Origin of the sequence: Streptococcus sp. KCJ4932, assembly GCF_004352745.1 — a bacterium.
Taxonomy (GTDB): domain Bacteria; phylum Bacillota; class Bacilli; order Lactobacillales; family Streptococcaceae; genus Streptococcus; species Streptococcus ruminicola.
Genome location: NZ_SJWW01000002.1, coordinates 80,846 through 106,845, shown reverse-complemented (window position 1 = coordinate 106,845; position 26,000 = coordinate 80,846). Strand labels below are relative to the sequence as shown.

20 protein-coding genes are annotated in these 26,000 nt (G+C 38.7%); all 20 read right to left on the bottom strand.

Annotation, left to right across the window (positions count from 1 at the left end; all coding sequences use genetic code 11):
- Positions 1 to 102: 102 nt before the first annotated feature.
- The 20 genes from E0E02_RS01525 to E0E02_RS01430 all read right to left on the bottom strand — a co-directional run bounded on the left by E0E02_RS01525 (position 103) and on the right by E0E02_RS01430 (position 25,996).
- Entirely contained in the window at positions 103 to 1,284 is a 1,182-nt protein-coding gene (locus tag E0E02_RS01525; protein WP_133017645.1) for an Mbeg1-like protein, read from the bottom strand.
- An 80-nt stretch (positions 1,285 to 1,364) separates the two neighbouring features.
- A complete protein-coding gene (locus E0E02_RS01520) occupies positions 1,365 to 4,154 on the bottom strand; it encodes a cation-transporting P-type ATPase (protein WP_133017644.1) in 2,790 nt (929 codons plus the stop codon).
- Positions 4,155 to 4,312: 158 nt separating this feature from the next.
- Complete coding sequence (locus tag E0E02_RS01515) at positions 4,313 to 4,795, bottom strand: DUF2798 domain-containing protein (RefSeq protein ID WP_039697103.1); 483 nt, start codon at positions 4,793 to 4,795, stop codon at positions 4,313 to 4,315.
- Positions 4,796 to 5,132: 337 nt separating this feature from the next.
- Positions 5,133 to 5,549 (bottom strand): cupin domain-containing protein, encoded by a 417-nt coding sequence (locus E0E02_RS01510; RefSeq protein WP_039697104.1) that lies wholly within the window; start codon positions 5,547 to 5,549, stop codon positions 5,133 to 5,135.
- A gap of 132 nt (positions 5,550 to 5,681) precedes the next feature.
- Positions 5,682 to 7,559: an ABC transporter ATP-binding protein gene (locus tag E0E02_RS01505; RefSeq protein ID WP_133017643.1), complete on the bottom strand. Its 1,878-nt coding sequence runs from the start codon at positions 7,557 to 7,559 to the stop codon at positions 5,682 to 5,684.
- Complete coding sequence (locus E0E02_RS01500) at positions 7,559 to 9,310, bottom strand: ABC transporter ATP-binding protein (RefSeq protein ID WP_133017642.1); 1,752 nt, start codon at positions 9,308 to 9,310, stop codon at positions 7,559 to 7,561. The genes E0E02_RS01505 and E0E02_RS01500 overlap by 1 nt, the downstream gene beginning before the upstream one ends.
- On the bottom strand, positions 9,303 to 9,749 hold the full coding sequence (locus E0E02_RS01495; RefSeq protein WP_074563441.1) for a MarR family transcriptional regulator: 447 nt from the start codon (positions 9,747 to 9,749) through the stop codon (positions 9,303 to 9,305). Before E0E02_RS01495 ends, E0E02_RS01500 begins: the two co-directional genes overlap by 8 nt.
- 229 nt (positions 9,750 to 9,978) lie before the next feature.
- The gene (locus E0E02_RS01490) at positions 9,979 to 11,187 is read right to left on the bottom strand and encodes an MFS transporter (RefSeq protein ID WP_133017641.1); all 1,209 of its coding nucleotides are present in this window, start codon (positions 11,185 to 11,187) and stop codon (positions 9,979 to 9,981) included.
- A gap of 81 nt (positions 11,188 to 11,268) precedes the next feature.
- Entirely contained in the window at positions 11,269 to 12,126 is an 858-nt protein-coding gene (locus E0E02_RS01485) for an Rgg/GadR/MutR family transcriptional regulator (protein WP_039698351.1), read from the bottom strand.
- 45 nt (positions 12,127 to 12,171) lie between these two features.
- On the bottom strand, positions 12,172 to 14,091 hold the full coding sequence (locus E0E02_RS01480) for an ABC-F family ATP-binding cassette domain-containing protein (RefSeq protein WP_133017640.1): 1,920 nt from the start codon (positions 14,089 to 14,091) through the stop codon (positions 12,172 to 12,174).
- 77 nt (positions 14,092 to 14,168) lie between these two features.
- Positions 14,169 to 14,882, bottom strand: a complete 714-nt coding sequence (locus E0E02_RS01475; RefSeq protein ID WP_133017639.1) for a M57 family metalloprotease — start codon at positions 14,880 to 14,882, stop codon at positions 14,169 to 14,171.
- Positions 14,883 to 15,031: 149 nt separating this feature from the next.
- Positions 15,032 to 16,693 carry a ribonuclease J gene (locus E0E02_RS01470; protein ID WP_039697111.1) on the bottom strand — a complete coding sequence of 554 codons (1,662 nt, stop codon included), beginning with the start codon at positions 16,691 to 16,693 and terminating at the stop codon, positions 15,032 to 15,034.
- 200 nt (positions 16,694 to 16,893) lie between these two features.
- Entirely contained in the window at positions 16,894 to 17,652 is a 759-nt protein-coding gene (locus tag E0E02_RS01465) for an ABC transporter ATP-binding protein (protein ID WP_039697112.1), read from the bottom strand.
- Complete coding sequence (locus tag E0E02_RS01460; RefSeq protein ID WP_133017638.1) at positions 17,649 to 18,518, bottom strand: ABC transporter permease; 870 nt, start codon at positions 18,516 to 18,518, stop codon at positions 17,649 to 17,651. Before E0E02_RS01460 ends, E0E02_RS01465 begins: the two co-directional genes overlap by 4 nt.
- Positions 18,519 to 18,539: 21 nt before the next feature.
- The gene (gene trpX / locus E0E02_RS01455) at positions 18,540 to 19,541 is read right to left on the bottom strand and encodes a tryptophan ABC transporter substrate-binding protein (protein WP_133017637.1); all 1,002 of its coding nucleotides are present in this window, start codon (positions 19,539 to 19,541) and stop codon (positions 18,540 to 18,542) included.
- A gap of 348 nt (positions 19,542 to 19,889) precedes the next feature.
- The gene (locus E0E02_RS01450; RefSeq protein ID WP_133017636.1) at positions 19,890 to 21,512 is read right to left on the bottom strand and encodes a peptidase M20; all 1,623 of its coding nucleotides are present in this window, start codon (positions 21,510 to 21,512) and stop codon (positions 19,890 to 19,892) included.
- Positions 21,502 to 22,467, bottom strand: a complete 966-nt coding sequence (locus E0E02_RS01445) for an NAD(P)-dependent oxidoreductase (RefSeq protein ID WP_133017635.1) — start codon at positions 22,465 to 22,467, stop codon at positions 21,502 to 21,504. The genes E0E02_RS01450 and E0E02_RS01445 overlap by 11 nt, the downstream gene beginning before the upstream one ends.
- A complete protein-coding gene (hisC, locus tag E0E02_RS01440) occupies positions 22,445 to 23,530 on the bottom strand; it encodes a histidinol-phosphate transaminase (RefSeq protein ID WP_133017634.1) in 1,086 nt (361 codons plus the stop codon). Before hisC ends, E0E02_RS01445 begins: the two co-directional genes overlap by 23 nt.
- A 63-nt stretch (positions 23,531 to 23,593) precedes the next feature.
- Positions 23,594 to 24,430: an arginine deiminase family protein gene (locus tag E0E02_RS01435; protein WP_074625917.1), complete on the bottom strand. Its 837-nt coding sequence runs from the start codon at positions 24,428 to 24,430 to the stop codon at positions 23,594 to 23,596.
- Positions 24,431 to 24,442: 12 nt separating this feature from the next.
- On the bottom strand, positions 24,443 to 25,996 hold the full coding sequence (locus E0E02_RS01430) for an ABC transporter permease subunit (protein ID WP_133017633.1): 1,554 nt from the start codon (positions 25,994 to 25,996) through the stop codon (positions 24,443 to 24,445).
- Positions 25,997 to 26,000 lie beyond the last annotated feature (4 nt).

The following is a 26,000-nucleotide window of genomic DNA, read 5'->3' as shown; positions in this document are numbered from 1 at the left end:
ACTCATCTCCTCTCATCTTTCTAACACAGTATATACCTTAGAGTTAACTCTAAGTCAAGCAAATTGCACAAAAAAACTTGGGAAAACCCAAGATTTTTACTCTTATTTCTTTTTATCTAAACGTGACAAAAGACTATTGAAATCAGGTAGCGACAAATTTATCTTATCTCTGCTAAGGTTGCCCAAGCGACTGTGCCCAACAAAAGCTTGCAAAAATAATTTAGCTGATTTAGCTAACAAGAGCTTTTTCTCTGTTCCGATAGAATAAAATGAAGCAATGCTTGTGGCTAATTTTGCCCCAAATTCTCGGTCAATTGTGACGTCATTGATGCTATGAATTCCGCTTGACATCAGGGTATCAAAGAGAGTGTCAAAAAGTATTTTCAATTCTTGGCTAGACAATTCATTCATCCATTGCTTGAAAGTCTTCTCAAGATTTTGGCTCAAATCAGTTTGACCTTCGGCTAGAATAAACTGACCCGTTTTTTCATCAAATTGCCAAGTTGTTAAAGCGTGCTGCATAATTCCACTTGCTTGGCTCTTCACTACGATTGGCTTGATATCATTATAAAGCATGACCCCAACAATCGATTCCTCTGGTCGAATAACACAGACACGATCACGAATAGCTAAATAGCCAGGCTCTTTTAAACCAGACTCTTGTAGCCCCGGTGCATCAAGCATGTAGACCTTTTCAATTTGCTGGCGCACGCAATCACTGACATGAGAAACAGCATACAATACTAAGTTTCCACCCTTGGAATGCCCGCTAACGGTAACCTTGCCAGAATGTTCTTCCAAATAACGTTCAAGGTAAGCAACCGCTGCTCGGTGAGCAGGAATTTCTTGAACATAAGTCATCTTGAAATCTTCTTTCCAACCAATCATGGTATCATCTGTCCCGCGAAAAACCAGCTGATGATGGTTAATTTCAGGTAAAGTAAAGACCATAGCTGAAAACTGTCTTTCGTATTCCGCATCAACGTCATTGACATAATCAGACAAATTCAAATTGGCAAAACGTTTTGAAGCCACAACTTTCTGCAAAAGCTTAATCCGCTCTTCAGTCACTAAAAAACTATGACTAAAGGTCTTTTCTCCAGTAACATAAGGCAATAAAACCTCGTGGAGATTAACCATTTTAGAAAAGTCAATCGACTTGTCTAACTCTTCGAAACAAAAGTAACCGAGTTCATTTAAACATAAAATATCAGCTTCGTTAAATGCAAATTCGTCAAACGTACGACTGCCATTACAGTCTAAATAATCATTAATTGTTGCCATAATTCTCCCCTAACTCTTGAATTTTACAGAGATTTGCAAAGAGTGTCAAGGAAAAGCCAGACCCCAAGAGCAAATCACATCTATTTTCGCATCAAACGTTTTCGCCACTCTTCAAGGCCAACAATAACAAATGGACAAAGCACCAAATAAAGCCAATGCCAAAGACCAAGACTTGCGGTGTTAAAGAGATGATGGAAAATAGGCACGTAAACCAAAATCACAAAGATAATCAATTCAACGATTAATCCAATATTAATCAATGGATTGCCAAATAATTGCAACTTACGAATGGATTGATCAGAAGTTCGGCTGTTCATGACCATACCGATTTGACAGAAGATAATAGCACCCAAGGTCATGGTGGTTGCTTCTTGGTACAATTGACCTGAACCTGCAAGCACCGCTAAATTACCATTATGAAGTAGATAAGTGATGAAGAACGCACCCATGGCAAGAACTGATTCGATCAAACCATACCATAAAAAAGCTTTTATCAGCAATTTCTTATCCAGCAAACGGTCAGTCAATTTACGAGGAGGTTGATTCATGACACCTGGTTCTGGAGGTTCAACCCCTAAACCAAGCGCTGGAATCATATCAGTTCCCAAATCGACGGCTAGAATTTGCATAACAGTCAAAGGAAGTGGCACAAAACCTCTTGATAAGAGGAAGAATGCAGACGGTACCGCTTCTGGTGTGTTGGAATTAAAGATGTAGGTCAAGAATTTCTTGATGTTATGGTAAACGGCACGTCCTTCTTCAACCGCATCAACGATGGAAGCAAAGTGGTCGTCTGTTAAAATCATATCTGCCGATTCCTTGGCGACATCAGTACCCGTGAGTCCCATTGCCACACCGATATTGGCTTTTTTAAGAGCAGGGGCATCATTGACGCCATCACCTGTTACAGCAACGACTTCGCCCAATTCTTGCAAAGCTGTTACCACACGGTATTTTTGTTCTGGTGCCACACGCGCAAAGACAATCTCACCTTTAAGAGCTTCTTTTAAGGCGTCATCAGACATCTCTTCTAATTCAAGACCTGTTACCACACGCGCATCATCGCCACGCACAATACCGATTTTCTTTGCGATACTGAGCGCTGTCAAACCGTAGTCACCCGTCACCATGATAATACGAATACTTGCACGGTGACATTTTTCAACCGCCTCACGCACACCTTCACGAGGAGGGTCACTCATAGCAATCAAGCCAAGAAAGACCATATTGTGTTCCAGAGTTTCTTGCGTCCATTGTTCTTCTTGGGTCAAACGGTCGCTTTCCAAAGTTCGATAAGCAAGTGCCAAAACACGCAAACCATCCTTAGCAAAAGCATCATTGGCAGCTAAGATTCTCGCTTGAACGTCTGCCGTCATTTCATGAATACCTTTTTGATCTTTGTAAAAATGGCAGAGCTCTACCATTTCTTTTGGAGCACCTTTGGTGATGGACACCAAAGAACTGCCATCAACTAAGCTGTCAACTTGGTTAACAGTCGTCATGCGCTTGCGCACTGAATCAAAAGGTAATTCTTTCAAGCGTGGTCCCCAAGACTTGTTTTTTTCAAGAGTTAAACCTGCTTTTTCAGCCAAGACATTCAGGCAAGCTTCGGTTGGGTCACCAAGAACTGTGTAGGAAGCATTTTCCTCACTCGGTGGCAAGACTTGAGCATTACTGCAGAGGTGAGCAAAGCGGACGAGGTGTTCAAGTGGTTGACTTTCGATAAGCGCAGCTTTCTTGCCGCCACTTCTGCGGATATCTCCTTCAGCAGCATAGCCTAGTCCTGTCACATCATACTGAGCAGATACTTGCCAGAGGTGGTTAACCGTCATAGCATTTTGGGTTAATGTCCCGGTTTTATCCGAGCAAATGACTGAGGTTGCTCCCAAGGTTTCAACTGACGATAATTTTTTAACCAAGGCATTGGACTTAGCCATGCGTTGCACCGCCATTGCCAAAGAAAGGGTTACTGTTGGAAGCAAACCTTCTGGGATAAAAGCAACAATCATCCCAAGCGCAAAAATGAAAGATTTAGCAAAAGGTTCATGGACAAATAAAGTTGCTGCGATAAAGAAGATAACACCTACTGTAATGGCAATGACTGAAATTTGTTTGGTCAAGTGGTCCAATTCTTTTTGAAGCGGACTTTTGTCATCAACCATATTTTGGGTTAGGTGAGCAATTTGCCCAAATTGTGTTGACATACCGATTGCAGACACAACCATTTTAGCTGAACCAGATGAAACAGTCGTTCCGGCAAAGACCATATTGTCATACTCGAGAGCTGTTTTTTGAGCATCTGTATCAGCTTCGCTATTTTTATAAACAGGATTTGATTCCCCCGTTAATGCAGACTGGTTGACCTGCAAGTCCGTCGCAAAGATAACACGACCATCTGCAGAGATACGGTCACCTTCTTCAATCAAAACAAGGTCGCCAGGCACCAACTCTTCAGCAAGTACCTTTTCTTCTTGTCCATCACGAATAACACGTGCATAAGAAGGAAGCATCTTTTTAAGAGCTTCGGTTGCTTGGCTAGCACGGTATTCTTGAACAAAACTAAAAACACCATTGACAATATTGACAAACCAAATGGCAAGACCGAGTTCCACGCTGTGAGACAAAATCGCCACAGCACCACCAACCCAAAGCAAAATCGCCATGAGACTGGTGAAATTCTTGATAAAAGTCACAATTACGGGTTCTTTTTCTGCCTCTTTTAGCCGATTTGGACCATATTGTTTTTGACGTTCCTTGACTTGTTCGTGCCTGAGCCCAGATTGTTGCGTAGCAGCGGCTTGATAAACATCCTTTGCTGCGTAAGTTTCAAGGTCAAGTTGAACAGTTTTTTCATTTGTTCTATCACTCATAACTTGTTCCTCGATTTCTAAAAACGGTTTCACGTCCTTAAAGCCATTATACTACTTTTCAAAATCATTTAGGCAAATCAAGCTAGCCTTTCACACCATTTTCAACAGAATTTCCAAGTTTGTACAAAAAAGCTGGAAGATACCTTCCAGCTTTTACTTTATTCTGTTACTTCGACAGGCACTTCTGCTAAAATTCCTTGTTTTTGAATTTCTCCGAGGAAGAAACGCGCAATTGGACCAACGATTAAGAAATTATAAGGTAAGGCCACGACAAAGTTTGTAATCCATGTACGTCCATATAATGGAAGAGAAATAGCTGAAAAGCCATGACTAAAGACCATTCCATAAAATGACATACATGTTACCATACCAAGAACCATGCAGCCTGAAATCGTAAGGATTTTTACTAATTGGTGTTTTAAACCACTTGGTAGGATTCCAAAAGCAATTTTCTTAGCAATTGGACCAACGATTAAAGTATCTAAAATGAAAGCAACGATAAACCCTGGAATAAATCCCAAAAAGACATGTTTCCAAGAAAAAGCTCCTACAACGAACAAGTTCCACATACTCATTCCGAAAACCATCATTCCACACATCAAACACGTAAATACCATTGCTTCTTTAAAATTACGAGGCATTTTATTCTCCATTCATTTCATTTTTTATCAACCCTCAACCTAGGTCGGCGTACAACAATATGTCCTCCGCTAGGATAGTGTCTGAATGGATTTTTTACTCCAACACTTCTCCAATCAACTCCAGTTTACAGTCAACAGGATTCAGTCTACCATAAAAAAATTTTCTTCGTAAGTGATTTTTGCCAAAAAATAAAAGTAAACGTTTTACACATTTACCTCTCATTTTATTAATCAATAATTTGTTCCATACGTGTTTCTAGTGGTGTCATACCTTGAAGTTCTTTGAAAACACTTAAAAAGAAGATATAAAAAAAGACGCCAGATGCGTCTTTAAAACTTACTTCTCTCCCAATATTTTCCTTACCAATTCTTCGCAATCGACTTTGTCGTTTTTGATTTTGTCAGATTGGTTATTGCCGCTTGGGACGAAGCGAAAAACGGTGAACTGAACTTCTTCTTTAGTATCACCAATGATTCGATGTATCGAATCGTTTACCCGTAGGACATCACCGCAATTCGCCGTATAAGTCTTTATGGCATTGTCTTCCAAGACTTGAATGGTTACATTTCCTTTTGTCGGTACAATAACTTCTTCAATAGCTTGATGCTTATGCCAATCCTGAATGGTATTTGCAGGTAAAACATTTTGATGAATTTCAAATTCGGGATATAAGAAATAATTCACCTTAGTTCCATTGTCTTTTTCAACCGAAATAGCTTCTGAAAATTGCCGAATGTCAATAAATTTTGACATGATAGCCCTCCTTTGGTTTGAACAAAGTATATCACGACAATTTAGCATTTTCAACTAAAAATATATACCTAAAACACAAAAAACAACCCTTGAAAAACAGCTCTGCTATTTTCCAAAGATTGTCTAAATCTGTTATTCGCTGATGGCGTTACCTGTGTAGAGTTGGTAGTAACGGCCTTTTTGAGCGATTAATTCGTCGTGGTTACCACGTTCAATGATGCGTCCTTGTTCAAGAACCATGATACAATCAGCGTTGCGAACCGTTGATAAGCGGTGGGCAATGACAAAGGTTGTACGACCTTTCATAAGAGCGTCCATACCTTCTTGGACGTGAACTTCGGTACGTGTATCGATTGATGAGGTTGCTTCATCAAGGATCAATGCTGGTGGATTAGCCACAGCCGCACGCGCAATCGCAAGCAATTGACGTTGTCCTTGAGAAAGATTGCTTCCGTCACCCGTCAAAACAGTATCATAACCTTCAGGCAAGCGTTTAATGAAATCATGCGCATTTGCCAATTTTGCGGCATCGATACATTCGTCATCAGTCGCATTCAAATGTCCGTAACGGATGTTGTCCATAACTGTACCAGTGAAAAGGTGTGTATCTTGCAATACAATCCCTAAACTACGACGAAGATCTGCTTTTTTGATTTTACGGATATTGATGCCATCGTAATGAATCTTACCTTCTTGGATATCGTAGAAACGGTTAATCAAGTTCGTAATGGTTGTTTTACCAGCACCAGTTGAACCGACAAAGGCAATCTTTTGGCCAGGTTCTGCAAAAAGATTGATGTCATGAAGCACCATCTTATCATCATTGTATCCAAAGGTAACATCTGTGAAAGTCACGCGACCTTCTTGCTTGTGATAAGTGACTGTACCATCTTCATGCGGGTGTTTCCATGCCCATGTACCAGTTGCTTCTTCAACTTCTTGAAGATTTCCATCAGCATCTTCTTTGGCATTGACCAATTCAACATAGCCTTCATCAACTTCAACTTCAGCGTCAAGCAATTTGAAGACACGGTCTGCACCGGCCATCGCCATAACCACTGAGTTGATTTGTTGGCTGATTTGAGTAATTGGGTTAGTAAATCCACGGTTCAAAGCAAGGAAAGAAACCAAAGTTCCCAAAGTCAAGCCAGCATATCCATGAAGAGCCAAAGCTGCACCAAGCATAGCACAAAGAACGTATGAAATGTGTCCAATGTTAGCAGACACTGGCATCAAGATATTGGCAAAAATATTGGCATTTGTAGCTGAATGACGGAGTTCTTGGTTGAGTTTACGGAAATCTTCTTTGGCACGTTCTTCGTGGTTAAAGACTTTAACGACTTTTTGACCGTCCATCATTTCTTCGATGAAACCATTAACGCGACCGAGGTCATTTTGTTGGTCATGGAAATATTTTGATGATTGCGCAGCGATTTTACGAGCTACATAAAGCAAAACAATAACCATGAAAACTGACAAGGCTGATAATGGCACATTTAGAACTAACATGCTGACAAAAGTTGTCAAAATCGAAAAGCTTGAGTTGACCACTTGCGGGATACTTTGTCCAATCAATTGACGAAGCGTATCAACGTCGTTGGTATAGATTGACATGATGTCCCCGTGAGCATGCGTATCAAAGTACTTGATTGGCAAGCTTTCCATGTGCGTAAAGAGGTCAATACGAATACGACGCATTGTTCCTTGTCCCACATAAACCATCAAACGGTTATAAGTGTAAGTACTTGCTACCCCAATAATCCCAATAATGATTAGTTGGAAAATAGCATGCGCTAAACCAGAAAAGTCAGGATTTTTAGCAGCCAAAAGAGGTGTGACATAACTATCAATCAAGGTTTGCATGAACAAACTAAAACGAACCATACAAAGCGCAGCAATCAAAATCAAGACGAAAACAGCCATGAAACGCCATTTATAATTCTTAATCACATAAGCCAAAACACGTTTTAGTGTGGCTTGTTTGTTCACTTCTTTTTTAGGTTGAGACATTAGTTATTACCTCCTTCCTCATCAAAATCCCCGCTACCTTGTTGTTGAACCTCATTGATTTCACGGTAGATAGCGTTTGTTTTAAGTAATTCATCGTGGCTAGCAAAGCCTGAGATTTTACCATCATCAAGCACCAAAATCTTATCTGCGTGTTGCACACTTGAAATACGTTGTGCAATGATAATTTTTGTTGTTCCTGGAATTGTTTCTTCAAATGAACGACGGATATTGGCATCTGTGGCAGTATCCACGGCACTTGTTGAATCATCCAAAATCAAAACTTTTGGTTTTTTAAGCAATGCACGAGCGATACAAAGACGTTGCTTTTGACCACCAGAGACGTTGCTTCCGCCTTGTTCAATCCATGTATTGTATTTGTCAGGGAAACGTTCGATAAATTCGTCTGCACAAGCTTGGCGACAAGCTTCCATACATTCTTCGTCAGTCGCATTTTCATTTCCCCAACGAAGGTTATCAAGAATAGTTCCTGAGAAAAGGACATTTTTTTGAAGCACTACGGCAACTTGGTCACGAAGAACTTCCAAATCGTATTCGCGAACATCGTGTCCACCAACTTTAACTGACCCTGCATCCACATCATAAAGACGAGAAATCAAGTTAGCAAATGATGTCTTACCAGAACCAGTACCACCAATAACACCGATGATTTCACCAGATTTGACACTAAGGTCAATATCAGAAAGGACTTCTTCTCCACCACCGTGTTTGTATGAAAAATGCACGTGGTTAAATTCAATGTTTCCATTTGGAACTTCCATCAATGGATTTTCAGGATTCACGATATCAGCTTTTTCATTAAGCACTTCTGTAATACGTTCGGCACTGGCTGTACTCATTGAAACCATAACCATAATCATTGACAACATCATAAGAGACATCATCATGGCAAAGATGTAAGACATTAGGGATGTCAATTCACCCGTTGTCAGTGTACCACCAACAATGAATTGTGCTCCAAACCATGATAAGCAGATGATACAACCAAAGATAATAAACATCATGACTGGCACGTTGAAAATGATGATTTTTTCAGCTTTAACAAATAAACGGTAAATATTTTCAGCAGCCTTCGTGAATTTTTTATTTTCATATTTTTCACGTACAAATGCTTTAACCACACGAATGGCAGAAATATTTTCCTGAACGCTGGCATTCAAATCATCGTATTTACGGAAAACGTAATTGAAAGTTGTCATAGCCTTACGCATGATAAATAGAAGCGATGCTCCTAAAATCAAGACAGCCGCAAGGAAAATCAAACTCAAACGTTGGTCCACCACAAAACACATAATCATACTAACAACGATTGTCAGCGGTGCACGCACAACGATACGAATAATCATTTGATAAGCATTCTGTACATTTGTAACGTCTGTTGTCATACGAGTGACAAGACCAGCTGTACTGTATTTATCAATATTTGAAAAGGCGAAGGTTTGAATATTTTCATACATTCCTTCACGCAAATTAGCGGCAAATCCTGCTGAGGCTTGCGCAGCGAATTTACCAGCCAAGAAACCAGTTGTTAAACCACATGTGGCAAGAACCAACATCAAGATTCCATACTTCATGGCAACAGCCAAGTTCCCAGCTTGTACCCCTTGGTCAATTAACTTAGCAATGACAAAAGGGACTGACATATCGAAGAAAACCTCTAAAGCTGCACACAAAGGAGCAAGTAAAGATGGTGTCTTATACTCCTTGACTTGAGCTAAAAGAGTTTTAATCATTCTCGTCACCTCTTTCTACAACATTATAATAAGCTCGTTCGAGCAATGAATGAAATGTTTCTTGATCTTTATCAAAAAAGCCTCTAATGATATCGTCTTCAGACTCTTCCAAGTGACCACAAACCAGCATAATCAAGTCCATACCCTTATCAGAAATACGCACTTTCTTGATTCGCTTGTCTTTTTCATCCTGACCTGTAATAACTAATTCCTTTTGTTCCAAACGCGAGATAATCCCAGCCATGGTTGGTTGCGACACTTCAAATTCTCTCTCTAATTCCTTATAAGTACAACAATCCTTGTCATCTTTTAAATACAACAATACCCAAGATTGCATAATGGTGATATTATAAGGCTTCAAGAAATTATTCATGTTTTGTTCCAAACGATGCGCAATTCGCTTAACAAGCCAACCATATGGAGCATTTTTAGGATTCATAGTTACCTCCGACAATAAAAAAGCAAGTCCCTAAAAAACATCCGTCAGAATTTGTAGACATTTTTTAAAGTTTGCTAAACATTTCATTTTATTCCATTAATTATTATAAAACTTTGAGTTAAAAAGTCAATAGCCTGCTATTGATTTTTTAAAAAACTAAAAAATGATATGCAAACTTATCCAAAATTAGCATATTGCCAATCCCAGACAGCTGCATACCATTAAAGAGTTACCCTTCTTTTTCGTGAGATAGTTTCAATCGTTTGTTGCTATAACATAATCCTACCATGGCTAATAGAAAAACAGCTAAGCCAATAATGATAAAACTATAAGCCGAAATACTACTTCTTATCAAAGTCATCACTAAAGTTCCTAATGGCATAAATAGAATCGCTAAAGTATAAATACTTGAAATCACTCGTCCCATATACTCATTAGCGACACGACTTTGAACTTGACTAAAGAAATGAATATTAAAGATAGTTTCAAAAAGACTGTAAAACAACACTCCAGAAAAACTCAAAAAAATAGGCAAACCTGTTAAGGGTGAAATAGCCAAAACAGTTATTCCTAGCCCGCTAAACCCTAATGCCCATAATAATGCTGATATCGTATTAGGAACTCTTTTGGACACTATCGCACCGAAAATAGAACCAACTGCCGATAAACTAAGGAGTGTCGCATAAGCACTCGACATTTTAAAAATACTAGAACTAAAAGGCAATAAATAAGTCAGCATTGCCAAGAAAAGATTTACCGTTGTAGCCATTATCAAAAGAAAAAATATCTCTTTTTGAGCAACAATATATAAAAATCCTTTCCAAATATCTTTAAGAATCTCTCTAGATGTTAAATTCTGTCTGATTTCGTGTCCAACATAGTCAACATGCCTAATCATCAGCAGACAAAGAAAAGAAATCCCAAAAGTCAAACTATCCACAATTAAAGTCCAACGAATCCCCAAATAATGGTAAATAAGAAATCCTAATAGAGGTGAACTCACCTTAATGATTTGAACAGAGGTTTCTAAATACGAATTATAACTAACAAGCTTCTCTTTTTTGACAACCTCAGGAACATAAGCTCGATAAGCTGGGTTAGAAAAAGCATTCGATACAGCAAGCAGCATATTTGCCAGAATCAAACCGTATAACATCAAGCGATTACTAGGAATAAATGCCAAGATTACACACAGCAAAGCACAAAGCCCATCAGTCCAAAGCAAAATCTTGCGACGCCTAAACCTATCTGCAATTGCTCCACCAAATGGATTAAGGATAATAGCAATCACAACTTCGACAATTTGGTAAATTCCCAACATCTTTTGTCCAAAACTGCCCATGGACACAATCCAACTGCTATTCCCATAATCATATAAAACATCTCCAAGTTTGTTAACTGCCCTACTTGCTAAAAGTTTTAAACTGTTTTTCTCCACTTTCATCCCCCTTAAATCTTTTCCATTATTATAAATGAGATTTTTAAGGGAATAAAAAAATTCCCGAATACGAGAATTTTTTCATTTTAAAACTTTTTCCATATGAGATTGATAGTGTTTCGCGTGATTGATAGCACCAGTCACTTCAAAACAAAAAATGGCATTTTTCATATCATCTATCCCGCTGAAATCACCTTTAGCATATTTTAAGAAGCCCTTTTCGTAGAGAAAAACCGTACGGTGATAAGCATTTCGCTCATTTGACAATAACTTTTCAGCTTCTTTCTCAAAAAAACTCGCTTCCTCTAATTCCCCACGCTCTGTGCAAATCTCTATCATATTAATCAAGGTGCATTCAACCAAATTTCGATTCGTTGAAATCTCAGAATAATAATCGACTCGTTTCAGAATTTCTCTAACCATGCGACTCATCAAAGGAGTTGGATAAAAGGTGTAAAAATTACCAATTAAGATTAAATCACCAATTTCCCAGTTTTCTTTTTGAAAGAGGTAATCAATCACAAAATCCAAATCCTCTTTTGACATAGTACGAGTGTCGTCGCATTGGCAAATCATGCCTCGAAAGAGAATGATATTAAGCTTTGCTTGGATATCGGTAAAATCTTTTTCAAGTTTCTTTTGTTCCTCTTGAATCATTTTCTCCAAGCCTTGAACATCCTTCTGATAATGGTAAACAGCCATTTGAGACATCAATTTCTTCTGTCCCAGTTTTTTGTAGTTATTGGCTCGATTCATGAATTCATCAAGTGAAAGTTGAATGGCTTGCAAGGCTAGAAGAAATTTATTTAGAGAAATATCGGACTCACCTCGTTCAAAACGCGATAGCTGTGAAATGGATAAATCATCGCAGGCTACCTGCTTCAAAGAAAAACCACGATTGATTCGAGATTCTTTAAAGATTGGTCCATAATCTTGCATAAATTCTCCTTTCCCCACTTCAGCATTGCACTCATTAGGTCAATTTCACCCCTCAACTTTTTCGCTGAGTTCTTCCCATTCTAACATGAGGGTTTCTTGTTGTTCAGTTAATTCATCAAGTTCTTTTTGAAGATCAACAAGTTCTGTTGCATCATTTGTAGCCAACATGGCTTGATTGATTTCCTCTTCACGCGCTTCAATCTCTTCTAATTGATTTTCGATTTCAGCAATGCGACGTGTGAGTTTGCGAAGTTCTTTCTGGTTAGCTTTTTGGGCTTGATAATCATTTGCGGGCGCTTTTTCAACGACTACAGTTGTTTTTTCTTGCGCTTCTTCTTCCTTCATGCGAGCCAATTCTTCCAGCTCTGCTTTTTTCTCAAGGTAATAATCATAATCGCCAAGATAAAGGGTTGATCCTTCTTCGGAGATTTCAAGCACTTTTGTCGCTACACGGTTAATGAAATAACGGTCGTGACTGACAAATAGCAAAGTCCCATCAAAATCAATCAAGGCATCTTCCAAAACTTCCTTGCTGTCGATATCCAAGTGGTTGGTTGGTTCGTCAAGGATAAGGAAATTGTTGTTTTGCATTGACAATTTTGCTAACAAAAGACGAGCTCGTTCGCCACCTGAAAGCATGCTGACAGATTTCTTAACGTCATCACCTGAGAAAAGGAAGGCTCCTAGACGATTTCTGATTTCTACTTCAGGTGTAGTTGAGAAATCATTCCACAACTCATCAAGAACGGTATTGGTACGTGTCAAATTTGATTGTGTTTGGTCATAGTAACCAACTTCAACGTTAGCGCCATAAGTTGATGTTCCTTTGATAAATGGAATCTGACCCACAATTGATTTAATCAAGGTTGATTTTCCGATACCATTTGGTCCAACGATGGCGATGGCATCAAATTTCTTGACATCAATGTTGATTGGCTCTGACAAGATTTGATCATCGTAACCAATCGCCGCATCAGTTACTGTTAAAACAACATTTCCTGACACTTTATCAGCGTGGAAAGTCATATTGGCTGATTTTTGACCAGCTGACGGTTTATCCAAGCGTTCCATTTTTTCTAATTGTTTGCGGCGGGCTTGGGCACGTTTTGTCGTTGAGGCACGAACAAGGTTACGTTGCACAAAGTCTTCCAACTTAGCAATTTCCTTAGCTTGTTTTTCGTAATTTTTAGCTTCAAGAGCTAATTTCTCAGCCTTCAAGTCCATGAATTTTGAGTAATTACCGACATAACGGTCAAGCGAATGTTTTGTCAAATCAAGCGTCACTGTTGCAACTTTATCAAGGAAGTAACGGTCGTGACTGACAATAATCAAAGCGCCTTGATAGTTGACCAAGTAATTTTCAAGCCAAGCAATGGTTTCAATATCCAAATGGTTGGTTGGTTCGTCAAGTACAAGAAGTTCAGGCTTTTCAAGCAACATTTTAGCAAGAGCCAAGCGCGTATTTTGCCCACCAGACAACTCAGAAATCTTCATTTGCCACATCGATTCATCAAATTTGAACCCATTCAAAATGGCTTTGATTTCTGCCTCGTAAGTGAATCCACCTTTAACACGAAATTCTTCTGATAAACGGTCGTAATCCGACATCAATTTATCAAAAGCATCACCTGTTAGCTCTGCCATTTGCATTTCCATCTTACGAAGACGAGATTCCATGCTACGCACATCATCAAAAACGTGCAACATTTCATCAAAAATGGTATTTTCTGACTCAAAACGGCTATCTTGCGCCAAATATGACAAACTTAAGTCACGTTTTGTATTGATTTCACCTGATGTTGGAGCTTCTTCACCGACTAAAATTTTAAGCAAAGTTGATTTACCAGCACCATTTCGCCCAACAAGCGCAATGCGGTCTTTTTCATCAACTTGAATATTAATATTGTCAAATAAGACATCGCCCGAAAATGAGCGTTCAATTTTGTTTCCTTGTAAAATAATCATAGTTCTATTTTAACAAATCCTCACTCGTTAAACTAGGATAATATCAAAAAATCTGCTCAAATGAGCAGATTTCATTACTATTGATTATAAATCGATTGCACTTTTTGAATATCAACCGTTTGAATGCCGTAGTATGATCCTGAAGACTGCATGACAGATTCTTCATTATCGTCGTGGTCAAGCCCAATCGCGTGTCCCAATTCGTGCTCTGCTGTGTAGACGATACGATTATGCGTGTAGCCATAATCATTATCAAGTAAGTAATAGGTATTTAACTTGACGTCCACATGCGTAATCTGATTAGTCAGCGCATTGGTTTCGGTTTCAGCAAGCCCTGCTGCCTTAGAGCTGGCATCAGAATACTCTGTCGCCACAATATTAGCAGAACTTTCATCATTCACAAGCGTAAAAGTAAAAGCCCCCGTTGCATTCCAAGCATTGATGGCTTCTTCATAAGCATTTACCAAAGTTTTATTGGTCGTTTTAATATAAACCGTCGCTGAATTACTTGACCAACGAGCTCCAGAATAATGCGTGAAATCATCAGTCGATAAATTCTTTAAATTCTTAGCAATATCATCTTTATTATCCTGAAAATATGCTGTCACACTATTAGCAGCATCTAAAATGGAATTTGCTAACTGTGAGCTACTATTATTGGCATAATAAAGCAGACCAAAACACACAATCGCAATCAAAATGATTGTCTTAATAATAGCCCAGAAAAAATTCCAGATAATATTAATAATGAGGCTTGGAATGAAAAAGATAATCTTAAATAGTGTTCTCATACGTACCCTTTCTTTCTAGAATTCTAAGCATTAACAAATTACCTCGGGCTTTAGTATAACAAGCTCAGCTTAAAAAAACAAGAAAAAATAAACATTTCGGTACACAACAAAAAAGAAGCTAGTAAAAAAAAACTAGCTTCAAATTATTTTTATCTCACTTCCATAACGACTGGTAAAATCGCTGGGCGGCGTTTGGTTTGGTCAAAGAGGAATTTAGCCACTTCATCGCGGACAGCTCCTTTTAGTTCACCCCAGTCAAAACTATCTTGTTCCAAGTAGTTTTCAACAGTTTGGTTAACCAATTCAGCTGATTCACGAAGGATATCACGACTCTTCTTAACGTAAACAAATCCGCGTGTGTGAATTTTTGCTTTTGATACAATTTTCTTTTCGCGTTTATTAACAGTCAAGGCAACGATGAAGATACCATCTTCTGACAAGACTTTACGGTCACGAAGAACGATGTTTCCAACATCACCGATGGCATTACCATCAATCATGACATCGCCTGCTGGTACGCTACCTTCATGGTTGAAACCATTTTTACCAAGAACCATAACATCACCGCGTTTCACGATGTAGATGTTTTCAGGGTACATTCCCACTTCTTGTGCCAATTCAGCATGAGCTGCCAAATTACGGTACTCACCTTGAACTGGGAAAAGGTATTTCGGTTGAAGAAGGTTAAGCATCAACTGCAAATCACGTCCATTGGCATGACCTGAGACATTAAGTGTCTTCGTAATAAGGTTAACCGTACCACCAGCTTTGTAAATAAGGTTTTCAACACGCGCAACCGCTGCTTCTTTTGAAAGACTTGGTGTTGTAACGATGTAAACCAAATCACCATCTTTAATTTGAACATAACGGTGACGACCAAGTGCCATCTTATGTAGACCATTGATTGGTTCACCCATGCGACCAGCTTCAAGAATAATTAATTCATGGTCTTCGTATTTGTGCATGTCTTTTGGTTTGATGATTAATTTTTCATCAACCAAACGAAGACGTTTCATGCGGATAGCTGTGCGGACAATATTTTCAGCATCAAATCCAGTCAAGACCACACGACGACCGTATTCAGCAGCTGAGTCAAAAACTTGTTGGATACGCACTAGGTTTGAGGCTACCGCAGCAATGATAACGCGACCTTCAGCGTCAGCAATAGCGCTATCCATTTCAGCAGCAACTTCTGCTTCGCTTGCTGTCATGACGTGGCTTGTAGCATTTGCAGAATCAGAAAGAAGGGCAAGTACTCCTTCACGTCCAATTTCAGTCAAACGTCCCAAGTCAGTGCGGTAATATTTACGCGCAGCTTGGTCAAACTTAAAGTCACCTGTGTAGACAATATTTCCTTCATCGGTACCAACTACAATCCCTAAACTTTCAGGAACTGAGTGAGTTGTTTTGAAGAATGAAATCGTCGCATCTGCAAATTCAATTTCTGTTTCAGCATCAATAACATGGAAGTTATTGAATTTCTTAACGTTGTTATTTTTCTTAACAAAGAGCTTCGCTAACTCAATAGTAAGTGGTGAACCAAAGACTGGCGCTTTGAATTCTTGCAAAATATAAGGCAAAGCTCCAATAGCATCGGCGTGCCCGTGTGTCAAGAAAATCCCTTGCACACGTTTTTTGTTTTCAATTAGGTAATCAAGGTTTGGAATGACTTCATCCACACCAAGTTGCTCATTTTCAGGATACTTCAGTCCAGCATCCAAAACGAAAATTGAGTCATTAACTTCTACCACATAGAGGTTTTTCGCATTTTCACGAACCCCACCTAGGGCAATAATTTTAATATCGCTCATGACGATGTTTTCTCCTCTTTTTTATTTTTTTATACGTGCAAACCATGTTTGCTTATTTCTTTACTAACGGTCCTTGCCTCCAAAAAGGTTAGCAAGTCGAATTACAGCAATTTAATTGTAACATATTTTCAGAAGATTTTCTTCTTTATGATTTGGAAAAGTCACTCAAGGCACAAAAAAACGCCCGAGGGCGTTTCATTTTATTCAAATAATTGATAGTAATCAGCGATTGCCATTTGGGCTTTTTCATCTTGGTTGAGGTCTTTGATGATTTTTCCGTCTTTCATGACAATCAAGCGATTACCGTATTTCAAAGCGTCTTCCATGTGGTGGGTAATCATAAGCGCCGTTAACTGATCTCCTGTTACAAATTCATCTGTCAAGTTCATCAAAGACACGCTTGTTTTGGGATCAAGTGCTGCTGTATGTTCATCGAGTAATAACAACTCTGGGCGTTTTAGTGTTGCCATCAAAAGGCTAAGTGCTTGACGTTGCCCACCTGATAAAAGACCTGTTGGGGTGTCCAAATGTTTTTCAAGTCCGTTACCTGTTCGTGCCACCAATTTCTTAAATTCATCTGTAAAACTGTGAATTTTTCGTGGCAAAAGCCCACGTTTTTCACCACGGTATTTGGCAATTAAGAGATTTTCAGCCACTGTCATACGAGGTGCTGTTCCCATTTTAGGATCTTGGAAGACACGCGCAAGGTAATTAGCACGTTTTTCAGCAGGCAGATGCGTCACATCTTTTCCAAGGATTGAAATGCTTCCGCTAGTTAACATCAAAGTCCCAGCAATCACGTTAAAGAGGGTTGATTTGCCGGCACCATTACCACCTAAAATCGTTAAAAAGTCATGCTCATAAATGGTCAAGTTCACATCGTCAAGGATTGTTTTGACCTCATCAAGACCATTATTAACTTGAACTGTTGCATTTTTTAATTCGACAATTTTTTTCATCGTGATAAGGTCACTCCTTTAAAGAATTTATTTTTAAGAACAGGTACCATGAGACAGATTGCTAGGACTAAGGCGCTGAACAATTTGAGATAGTTTGTATTGAAACCAAGTGCAATCACACCTGTGATTAAGAATTGATACAAGATTGAACCAACCACAATAGCAATCAAACGTTCAAGTAGTGTCAAACCAGTTGAGTAAAGCACCTCACCAATAATGATACTTGCAAGACCGATTACAATAACACCAATCCCTTTTGACACATCAGCGTAGCCGTCTTGTTGACTGACAAGAGCCCCTGACAAAGCAATCAAACCATTTGAAATGGTAAGTCCCATAACTTCCATACGGTCAGTATTGATTCCAAAACTCTTTGCCATATCACGGTTATCACCAGTTGCGATGTAAGCTTGACCAAGACGTGTGTATAAAAAGAAAATCAACGCTGAAATGACGATTACCACTGTCAAAAGACCGATTACCAAAAGATTTGTACTGTCAGCAAATGGAAGCAAAGCTTGCAAAGGCTTGATATTTAGCAAACCAAGATTAGCACGCTTCATAACCATAAGCATGACAGAGTTACATGACGTCATTACCAAAATCCCTGCTAAGAGCGTTGGAATTTTTCCTTTAGTATAAAGAAGACCAGTAACAAGACCAGCTAAACAACCCGCAAGCATACCTGCCAAAGTAGCTAACAAAGGGTGTGTTCCGTGATTCATCAAAGTAACAGCTACTGCTCCACCAAGAGGGAAAGAACCCTCAGTCGTCATATCTGGAAAATTAAGAATTCGGAAAGTCAGGTAAATTCCTAAACCAAGAATCCCCCACAAAAGTCCTTGTGAAACTGACGAAATAATCATATGATGTTTTCTCCTTCTCTCCTAATTTTCATCTGCTTTGACAGCTACAGTTGCTTTTGACAACATGCTATCTGGAATCGTAATGCCAAGTTCTTGGGCTTCTTTCAAGTTAAGGGTTGGGGTACCAGTATTAACGATGTTAACTGGGACGTCTGATACTTTTTTACCAGCAAGTAATTTAACAGCAATTTTTGCTGTTTCAACCCCTAAATCATATTGACTTTGAGCGACTGAAGCGATGCTTCCTTGTTCAACCATGGTGTCCACACATGAATAAACTGGAATCTTAGCAGCGTTTGCTGAGTTGACAACAGTTGAAAAAGCTGAGGCAATCGTATTATCTTGTGGGACAAAAACAGCATCAACCTTACCAGTCATAACAGACATAGTTGTTTTAATTTCATTGGTTGATGGAACAGCGTATTCAATTACATTGATACCAGCTGTTTTAGCGTATTTTTTAAATTCAGCCACTTGAGATACGGAATTATCTTCGCTGCTAGCATACAAGACTCCGATTGTTTTAGCGTTTGGTGTAATTTCTTGAATCATCTCAACCGTTTGTTTAATTGGCACTTGGTTAGAAACTCCTGTTACGTTTCCTTCCGGTTTTTTCAAATTCTTAACCAATTTTGCTCCGACTGGGTCTGAAATAGCTCCCATCACAACCGGAATGTCTTTGGTTGCTGAGGCTAGACCTTGGGCAGCTGGTGTTGCAATACCAATGACCACATCATTTTTAGCATGAACCAATTGTTTACTCATGGTTTGGATTTTACTTTGGTCACCTTCGGCATTTAAAACGGTAATCTTCGCATTTGCTTTGTCATAACCGGCATCAGCTAAGCCATCTTCAATCCCTCTTTCGATTTCATCAAGAGCATCGTGGGTAACATATTGTAGAATACCGATTTTAATCTCTCCATTTTTCGCTGACTCATTTTTAGTCTGGTCATAAATCATTGAACCAGCTACTAAAATGACAAGGGCAATAAGTGTTCCAATAAGTGCTTTATTTTTCATATTTTTCTCCGTTGAACAATCTAATTTATTTAATACCTTATTTTCAATTTGATGAGTCAACTAAAAAGAAAAGCGTCTAGTAATTGCTTACTACACGCTTTTTTATCTTTTAACTAAGATTAGCGCATAGATACTTTTTAGAAGTACTCCAAAAGTCGTATCTATGCAACAACATAAACACAACTTTTACATACGCCAACTTTGCCAACTTGTAAGAGTTTGTGTCATGTTCATATCTTAGCTTCCTCCTGTGTTTTTTAATAATTATAACCTAAATTCTGAAAATTTCAAGTTCTTTTCGAAATTTTCTTATTTTTATTCAAAACACTTATTTGCCATGCTCAAACTTTAGCTTAAATGCTTGATAAAACTTCTAATAACCTTTGGAAGAGTGTGATAAGAATAAGGTTTGTAGAGTCTTTCTTTCCAAGTATGAGCTCCAATACCGTAAACGCCCAAGTCAAGAGCTGGAATGTCAAGCTTTCTGATGGTATCAACTGGCAATGGATAAATTGCATCCATCAGAGGAAAATTCGCTTTTAGTTTTTCAATGTCTTCTGGACTTTCTCGCATCGCAAGATAGCTAGAATCACTTAAAAATGGGAAAAAACGTCGTTTCACAAAATGTTCTTCAGGAAATTCTGCCATCATTTTTTCAAGCGCTTGGTCAACATCGCTGTCTTTATCAGTATAATTGTGAGGACAAAACGGCGGTGCTAAAAAGACAATCACTTTTGCTTCATCAGACTGTGTTTTTGCCTCAAGGTAGTCAATTAAATCAAAACCAACTTCTCGTTTGTCAAAATCTCCGATAGTTTCAAAGAACTCCCTAATCAAGGCTTGGCTATCAAAACCTTTTTTCTCCAAAACATCTAGATACTGCGAAAAAGTCATCACAGTAATATCATGCGAAATCTGGCTATGAATATGACTTCTTTCCGAATAAATCTTAAAGCGTTCTTTATAATGTCTTGAAACCTCATGGACAGCCTCACGACTAGCTTCCATTAAGGTGTGCAAAATGGTATCTGCACTTTTTTCATATAAGAAAGTATTGAAGTAAAGATTGGCACGCTTGTTTGTTTGGACATTATAAAAATCCTTGCAATCTCGTTGTAAAAGCACAGAACTTGGCAATATATCTTCATTGTCAATTTTTTCAACTAAATCAAGGTTGGTATTGATTTTAAGATTAATCGCACTGGAAATCATTGTGGCATCAATGCCCATTAGGCAACTACCAACATGCGTTTCTCTCCCTTTGATGTAAAAACATGTCAGCATTTTTCCAGCTGCGCCCGTGTAGATATATTTCTTATCATCACCGTCATATGATGGCGAAATAAAATCTGTATTGATAGCCACTTTAAAATCATAGCCAGCTTTACGCAAACGTAAAAGTTCACTTGAGGCTTGAATAGCACCCGTATGGTCATTTTCCTCAACACAATTGGTCATTACAAGTAAATTACAGGGCAGTTCATCCATGTGTTCCATGTAATACAAAAGTGTTGCAATATTGACCGCATCGCCTGATTTCATATCAAGCATTCCTCGTCCAAAGAGCCAATCACCTGATTTGGCATGCTCTTGAACGACAGGGTCATCGTCATAATCTTTAAAAAAATCTAGCAGAGCATCTGGATCATTTGCGATTGTCTTTAGTGGACCATAATCCTCTATGCCTACGGTGTCCATATGCGAGTGTAAAATGACAGTCTTAGTTGTTCCTGATTTTTTAAGCAGTGCAAAATTATTTTTTCGTTTCAAGGAGTCATTTTCTAAAACCTGCTGCCAGAGGTCTTCTGGGTGATCTTTAAAATACGGTGCTGACTGCAATAAGTCATAAATGGCATCTGCCAGCTTGACCTCTCCTGCTGTACCATTTACCGAAAGAATGGACACCAAATATTTAGCAATTGCTTCGATGCGCTCTGGCAAACTGTAGGCTTCAATCGTTTCAAATTTCATGATGATACTCCTTTAAAATGGCAACTGCATTTTTAACCGTTTGAACTTGCAAGGTATTCAGACTTTCTTGACTGTAAAAGGCTGAATGCGGCGTTAGAATAACATTCTCGCGTCCAAGCAAAGGATTGTTAAGCAGATCTGGATTTTCACTTTCTAAAACATCCAAGCCAGCACCAATCACTTTGCCCTCATCAAGTGCTTCTACCAAGGCTGCTTCGTCAACCAGACTACCACGCGCCACATTGATAAACATTACTGGTTTCTTCAATTTCTTAAAGAAATCACGATTAAAGAAATGCTCATTTGCCGAATTAGCAAATAAATGCAAGCTAATCACATCAGCTTCTGCTTGAATAGTCTCAACCGAGACCAATTTGACCCCAATTTCTTCTGCCACTTCTTCTTGCAAAAAAGGATCGTAGGCAATCACTGACATGCCAAAACTTTTCGCACGTTTTGCCACTGCTTGACCAATTCGACCAAGCCCAAAAATCGCCAAAGTTTGCGAGGACAAACGCTTCACTTCACCAGCTTTTTGATAACTCCAAAAACCAGCTTCAATGTATTTCCGATGAATAAAAAGTTTTTGATTTAGTGCTAGTAATAGAGCAATCGTGTGGTTGGCAACATCTTCTGTCGAATAAGCTCCTAAATTTCGAATAGCAATACCTAACTTCTCAGCATACTCACAGTCAATGGTATTTGTTCCCGTAGCATTAACCGCAATACCTTTCAAATCTGGAAATTTTGCCAGAATATTTTCCTTCAAGGGAAGAAAGGCTGTCAAAAGAACATCCACACCAGACATTCGTTCGATGAACTCATCCTCATTGATATAAGGGTAAACAGAAATTTCGCTATCGGCAGGTAAAAGTTCCTTTAAGAGGTTAACTTCGATACTCAAATCACGCTCCGCCAAAACATTTGGATAATCAGAAATTAACACTTTTAACATGATCTTTCTCCTTTAAAATAGCATCTACCTCACTGACTAGACGGTGCATTTCTTGCTTGGTTCCAATTGTGATACGAACATAATCTTTAACCTCTGCTATGTCATAGCGACGAACCAAAATATGACGCTCACGCAATTTCTCATACAATTCCTCTCCTGAAATCACAGGTGAAGAGGCATAAATAAAGTTTGTCTTACTGTTTAAAACCTTGAAACCTAAGATTCGCAAAGCTGATGTCAAGAAATCACGATTTTCGATAATTTCCTTAACATGTCTTTCAAAATGAAATTCATCTTCAAGACTTGCTAGAGCAACTTCTTCTTGTAGCAAACTCACATTGAATGGATTAACCGTCATTTTTAAATCTTCCATATCTTTGATAAGTTCTTTACAAGCAACCGCGTAACCAATACGACCGCCGGCTAATTGACGCGATTTGGAAAAAGTACGAACCACAATCAAATTTGAAAACTCCTCAACCAAGGAAGTCGCTGATTGTGAAGCACCACCAAAATCAATATAAGCTTCATCAACAATCACCAATCGCTCAAGATTCGAGGCAAGCAACTTCTTGATAGCTGACAAAGGTTTCAAAAATCCTGTTGGGGCATCTGGATTCACCACTATAACAGCGTGGGGAAGTTTTTCATAATCTGATAAATCAACGCGTAAATCTTTTGTCAAAGGCACTTCTAACGCATCATACCCAAAGGTGTCAGCATAGCCTTTATAAAAAGGATAAGTCACTTTCGGAAAAGCAAGTTTATCGCCTCGTTCAAAAAATGTTCTAAAGATTAAATCTAAAACATCATCTGCTCCTGTTCCAACAATGATGTTTGTTTTATCCAAAGAATGCAAATCAGCCAATTTTTGACGTAATTTATGCTGACAAGGATCGTTGTAATAATTTAAATTCTGAGCATTTTTCAAAACCTCTAAAACACGAGGGCTAGGCTCTTGTGAACTTTCATTGGCATTTAATTTAAGGTAATCATCTCCAAGTTGTTCACCAGGTTTGTAAGCGACAATAGTTTCAAATGATTTAGCTAAAAATGTTGACATAACAAACTTTCTAAATTGTTTTTTACGTGGCAATCCACATCTACAAATGATAATTAAAAGTGATTAATAACGTTCAAGCGGGAAAGTCATGCAATGCACGCCACCACCTGCTTTCAATAACTCCGTCATATCGACCTCTATGACTTCCATGCCTTCACTGCGAAGTGCTTCGTTAATAAAAATATTTTGTTTTAAACTCATCACACGATTATCTCCCAAAGCTTCAACGTTATAACCATGTTTAAAAATCATGTCTTGCGTTCCAGAAATAATCTTAATGCCTTTTTCCTTGACCAAGGTAACAAAATCTTCTGGCAATCCAGCCTCATAAGCAATAGCAAGTTTCGGTGCCACTAAGTTAAAGCACATATCCAGATGAAGGTAGTCTGGATTTGCCTTAACAGCATAGACCTTGTAACCATATGGTTCTAATTGCTTACGAATTTCATCAACACCTGTGAGATTGGTGCGATCAATCACCCCAATCGCTAATGTCTTCTCATCAATAAATGCAAAATCACCCCCTTCAAAGTAACCTTCAGTAACTTCAGCAATTTTTGGAATGCCAAGTCCCGCCATAATGTCTTCGTAATGACGACGTTCCTCAAAACGAATAGGCTTTTTAAAACGCCCTAAGATATACCCTTCCTTAACATCACCTCCAAAATCTCTAGCAAAAACTGCATTTGGCATTTTTTTTCCAGAAGTGACCTGGACCACTTCTACGCCATTATCCTGGTAAGCTTTGACCACAGCGCCGTACTCTTGCATCATTTTGTCGTGGTCCAAAGGTTCAGTGTACTGCTCTGAAATCACATTAATCGGCGCCGCACTTACCAGAAAATCTGGTCGGCACATTAACACTTTTCGTAAACGGCTGGTTCCATCAATTACTGCCATAAGAATCTCCTCCTACTCATTTTCTCCCGTATTTTTTTGTGCTAAAGCACTATAGGTTTTCATCCATTTATCAAAGCTACCATCTTTTTTATCTTGCTCAATCAATTTATCCACGTAAGCCTTGAGCGATTGATTGCCTTTAGTTAATGCCATAGCTGTCTCAGTTGTCCCTGGTAAATCAATGTCAGCATAAGTCAATTCACTGTTACTTGCGATATATTGGTCAGCTACCGTATCATCTGCAACCACAGCATCCACTTTACCTTGTGCTAAATTCAAAAACGCATCTGGCAAACTTGATAAGGCAACTATCTGCTTAGGTTTGATGTCCTCTTTGACCACATCTTCTTGCGTTGTTGATTTTTGTACTGCAATCGAACTTTGTGATAAATCAGCAATCGCAGTGTACTGAGGAGCTGAATCTTTACGAACAACAACTTTATTGATTTGCTTAACGTAGTTTTGTGTGAAATCGACCGACTTTTCACGTTCTTTTGTTTTTGTCATCCCGGCAATGGCGATATCAGCATTTCCTGACGTGATAGTTCCTAGAATCGAATCAAAATTCATATTTTTAACCACTAATTTCACCTGCAATTTATTTGCTAATTGCTTGGCAAAAGCTAAGTCAACTCCAACAGCTTTCTTGTGACCTGATGACAAATCGTAAAACTCATAAGGAGCGTAGCCAATGTTAGTTGCAACAACCAGCTGTCCAGAATTCTGAATCTTCTCGATGCTTCCAGCAGTCGTGTTTATTTCCCTACGATTAAAAGCAAAAGCACCAATTATCATTACTATAAAAGCTGCTGTCACTAGCAAACTCTTCCAGCTAGCTTTAATAGTTTGCACCAGCTCATCCCATTTATCACGCAAAGTTAATTCTTCTGCACTGCGATTCATCTTTCTTTCATAATGTGCAACGATACGTGTGGTTGAAAAAGTAAAAACCAAATAAACAATCCCAACGGCAATTACCGCTTGAAAAGGTTTATAAGAAATCCCCTGAATAGTGCTTGCTGTAAACATCAAATCAGCAACCCCAATTACCGATGCTTGCGAACTTGACTTAATGTTATTCGCAAATTCATTTCCCAAAGTTGGCAAAATATTTTTAAACGCCTGCGGGATAATCACATACCGATAAGCTTGAAATTTATTAAAGCCAATACTTCTAGCCCCTTCAAATTGTCCTGAATCTACCGCTTGAATCCCAGACCGATAAATCTCAGCAACAAAGACCGATTCTCCAACCGTTAAACCCGTTAAGGCTGCAATCAAACGGTCTAAATCAACACCAAAAAGCGTACTTTTAGGAATATTTAACCCCAGCATGGGCAAACCATAAAAGAAGAGTGACAAAATGACTAGCATCGGCAAACCACGAATCACTTCAATGTAAAGTTTTGTCAATCCACTAATCAAAAGATTGTCACTCATCCTAGCTGCGGTGACAACACCCCCTAAAATCAGGGCTAAAACCATGGAAACCACCGACAAAAAGACTGTCATCAGGGCACCATCTAAAATAAATCCACCATAACTTTCCAGAAACCCACCAAACATAACT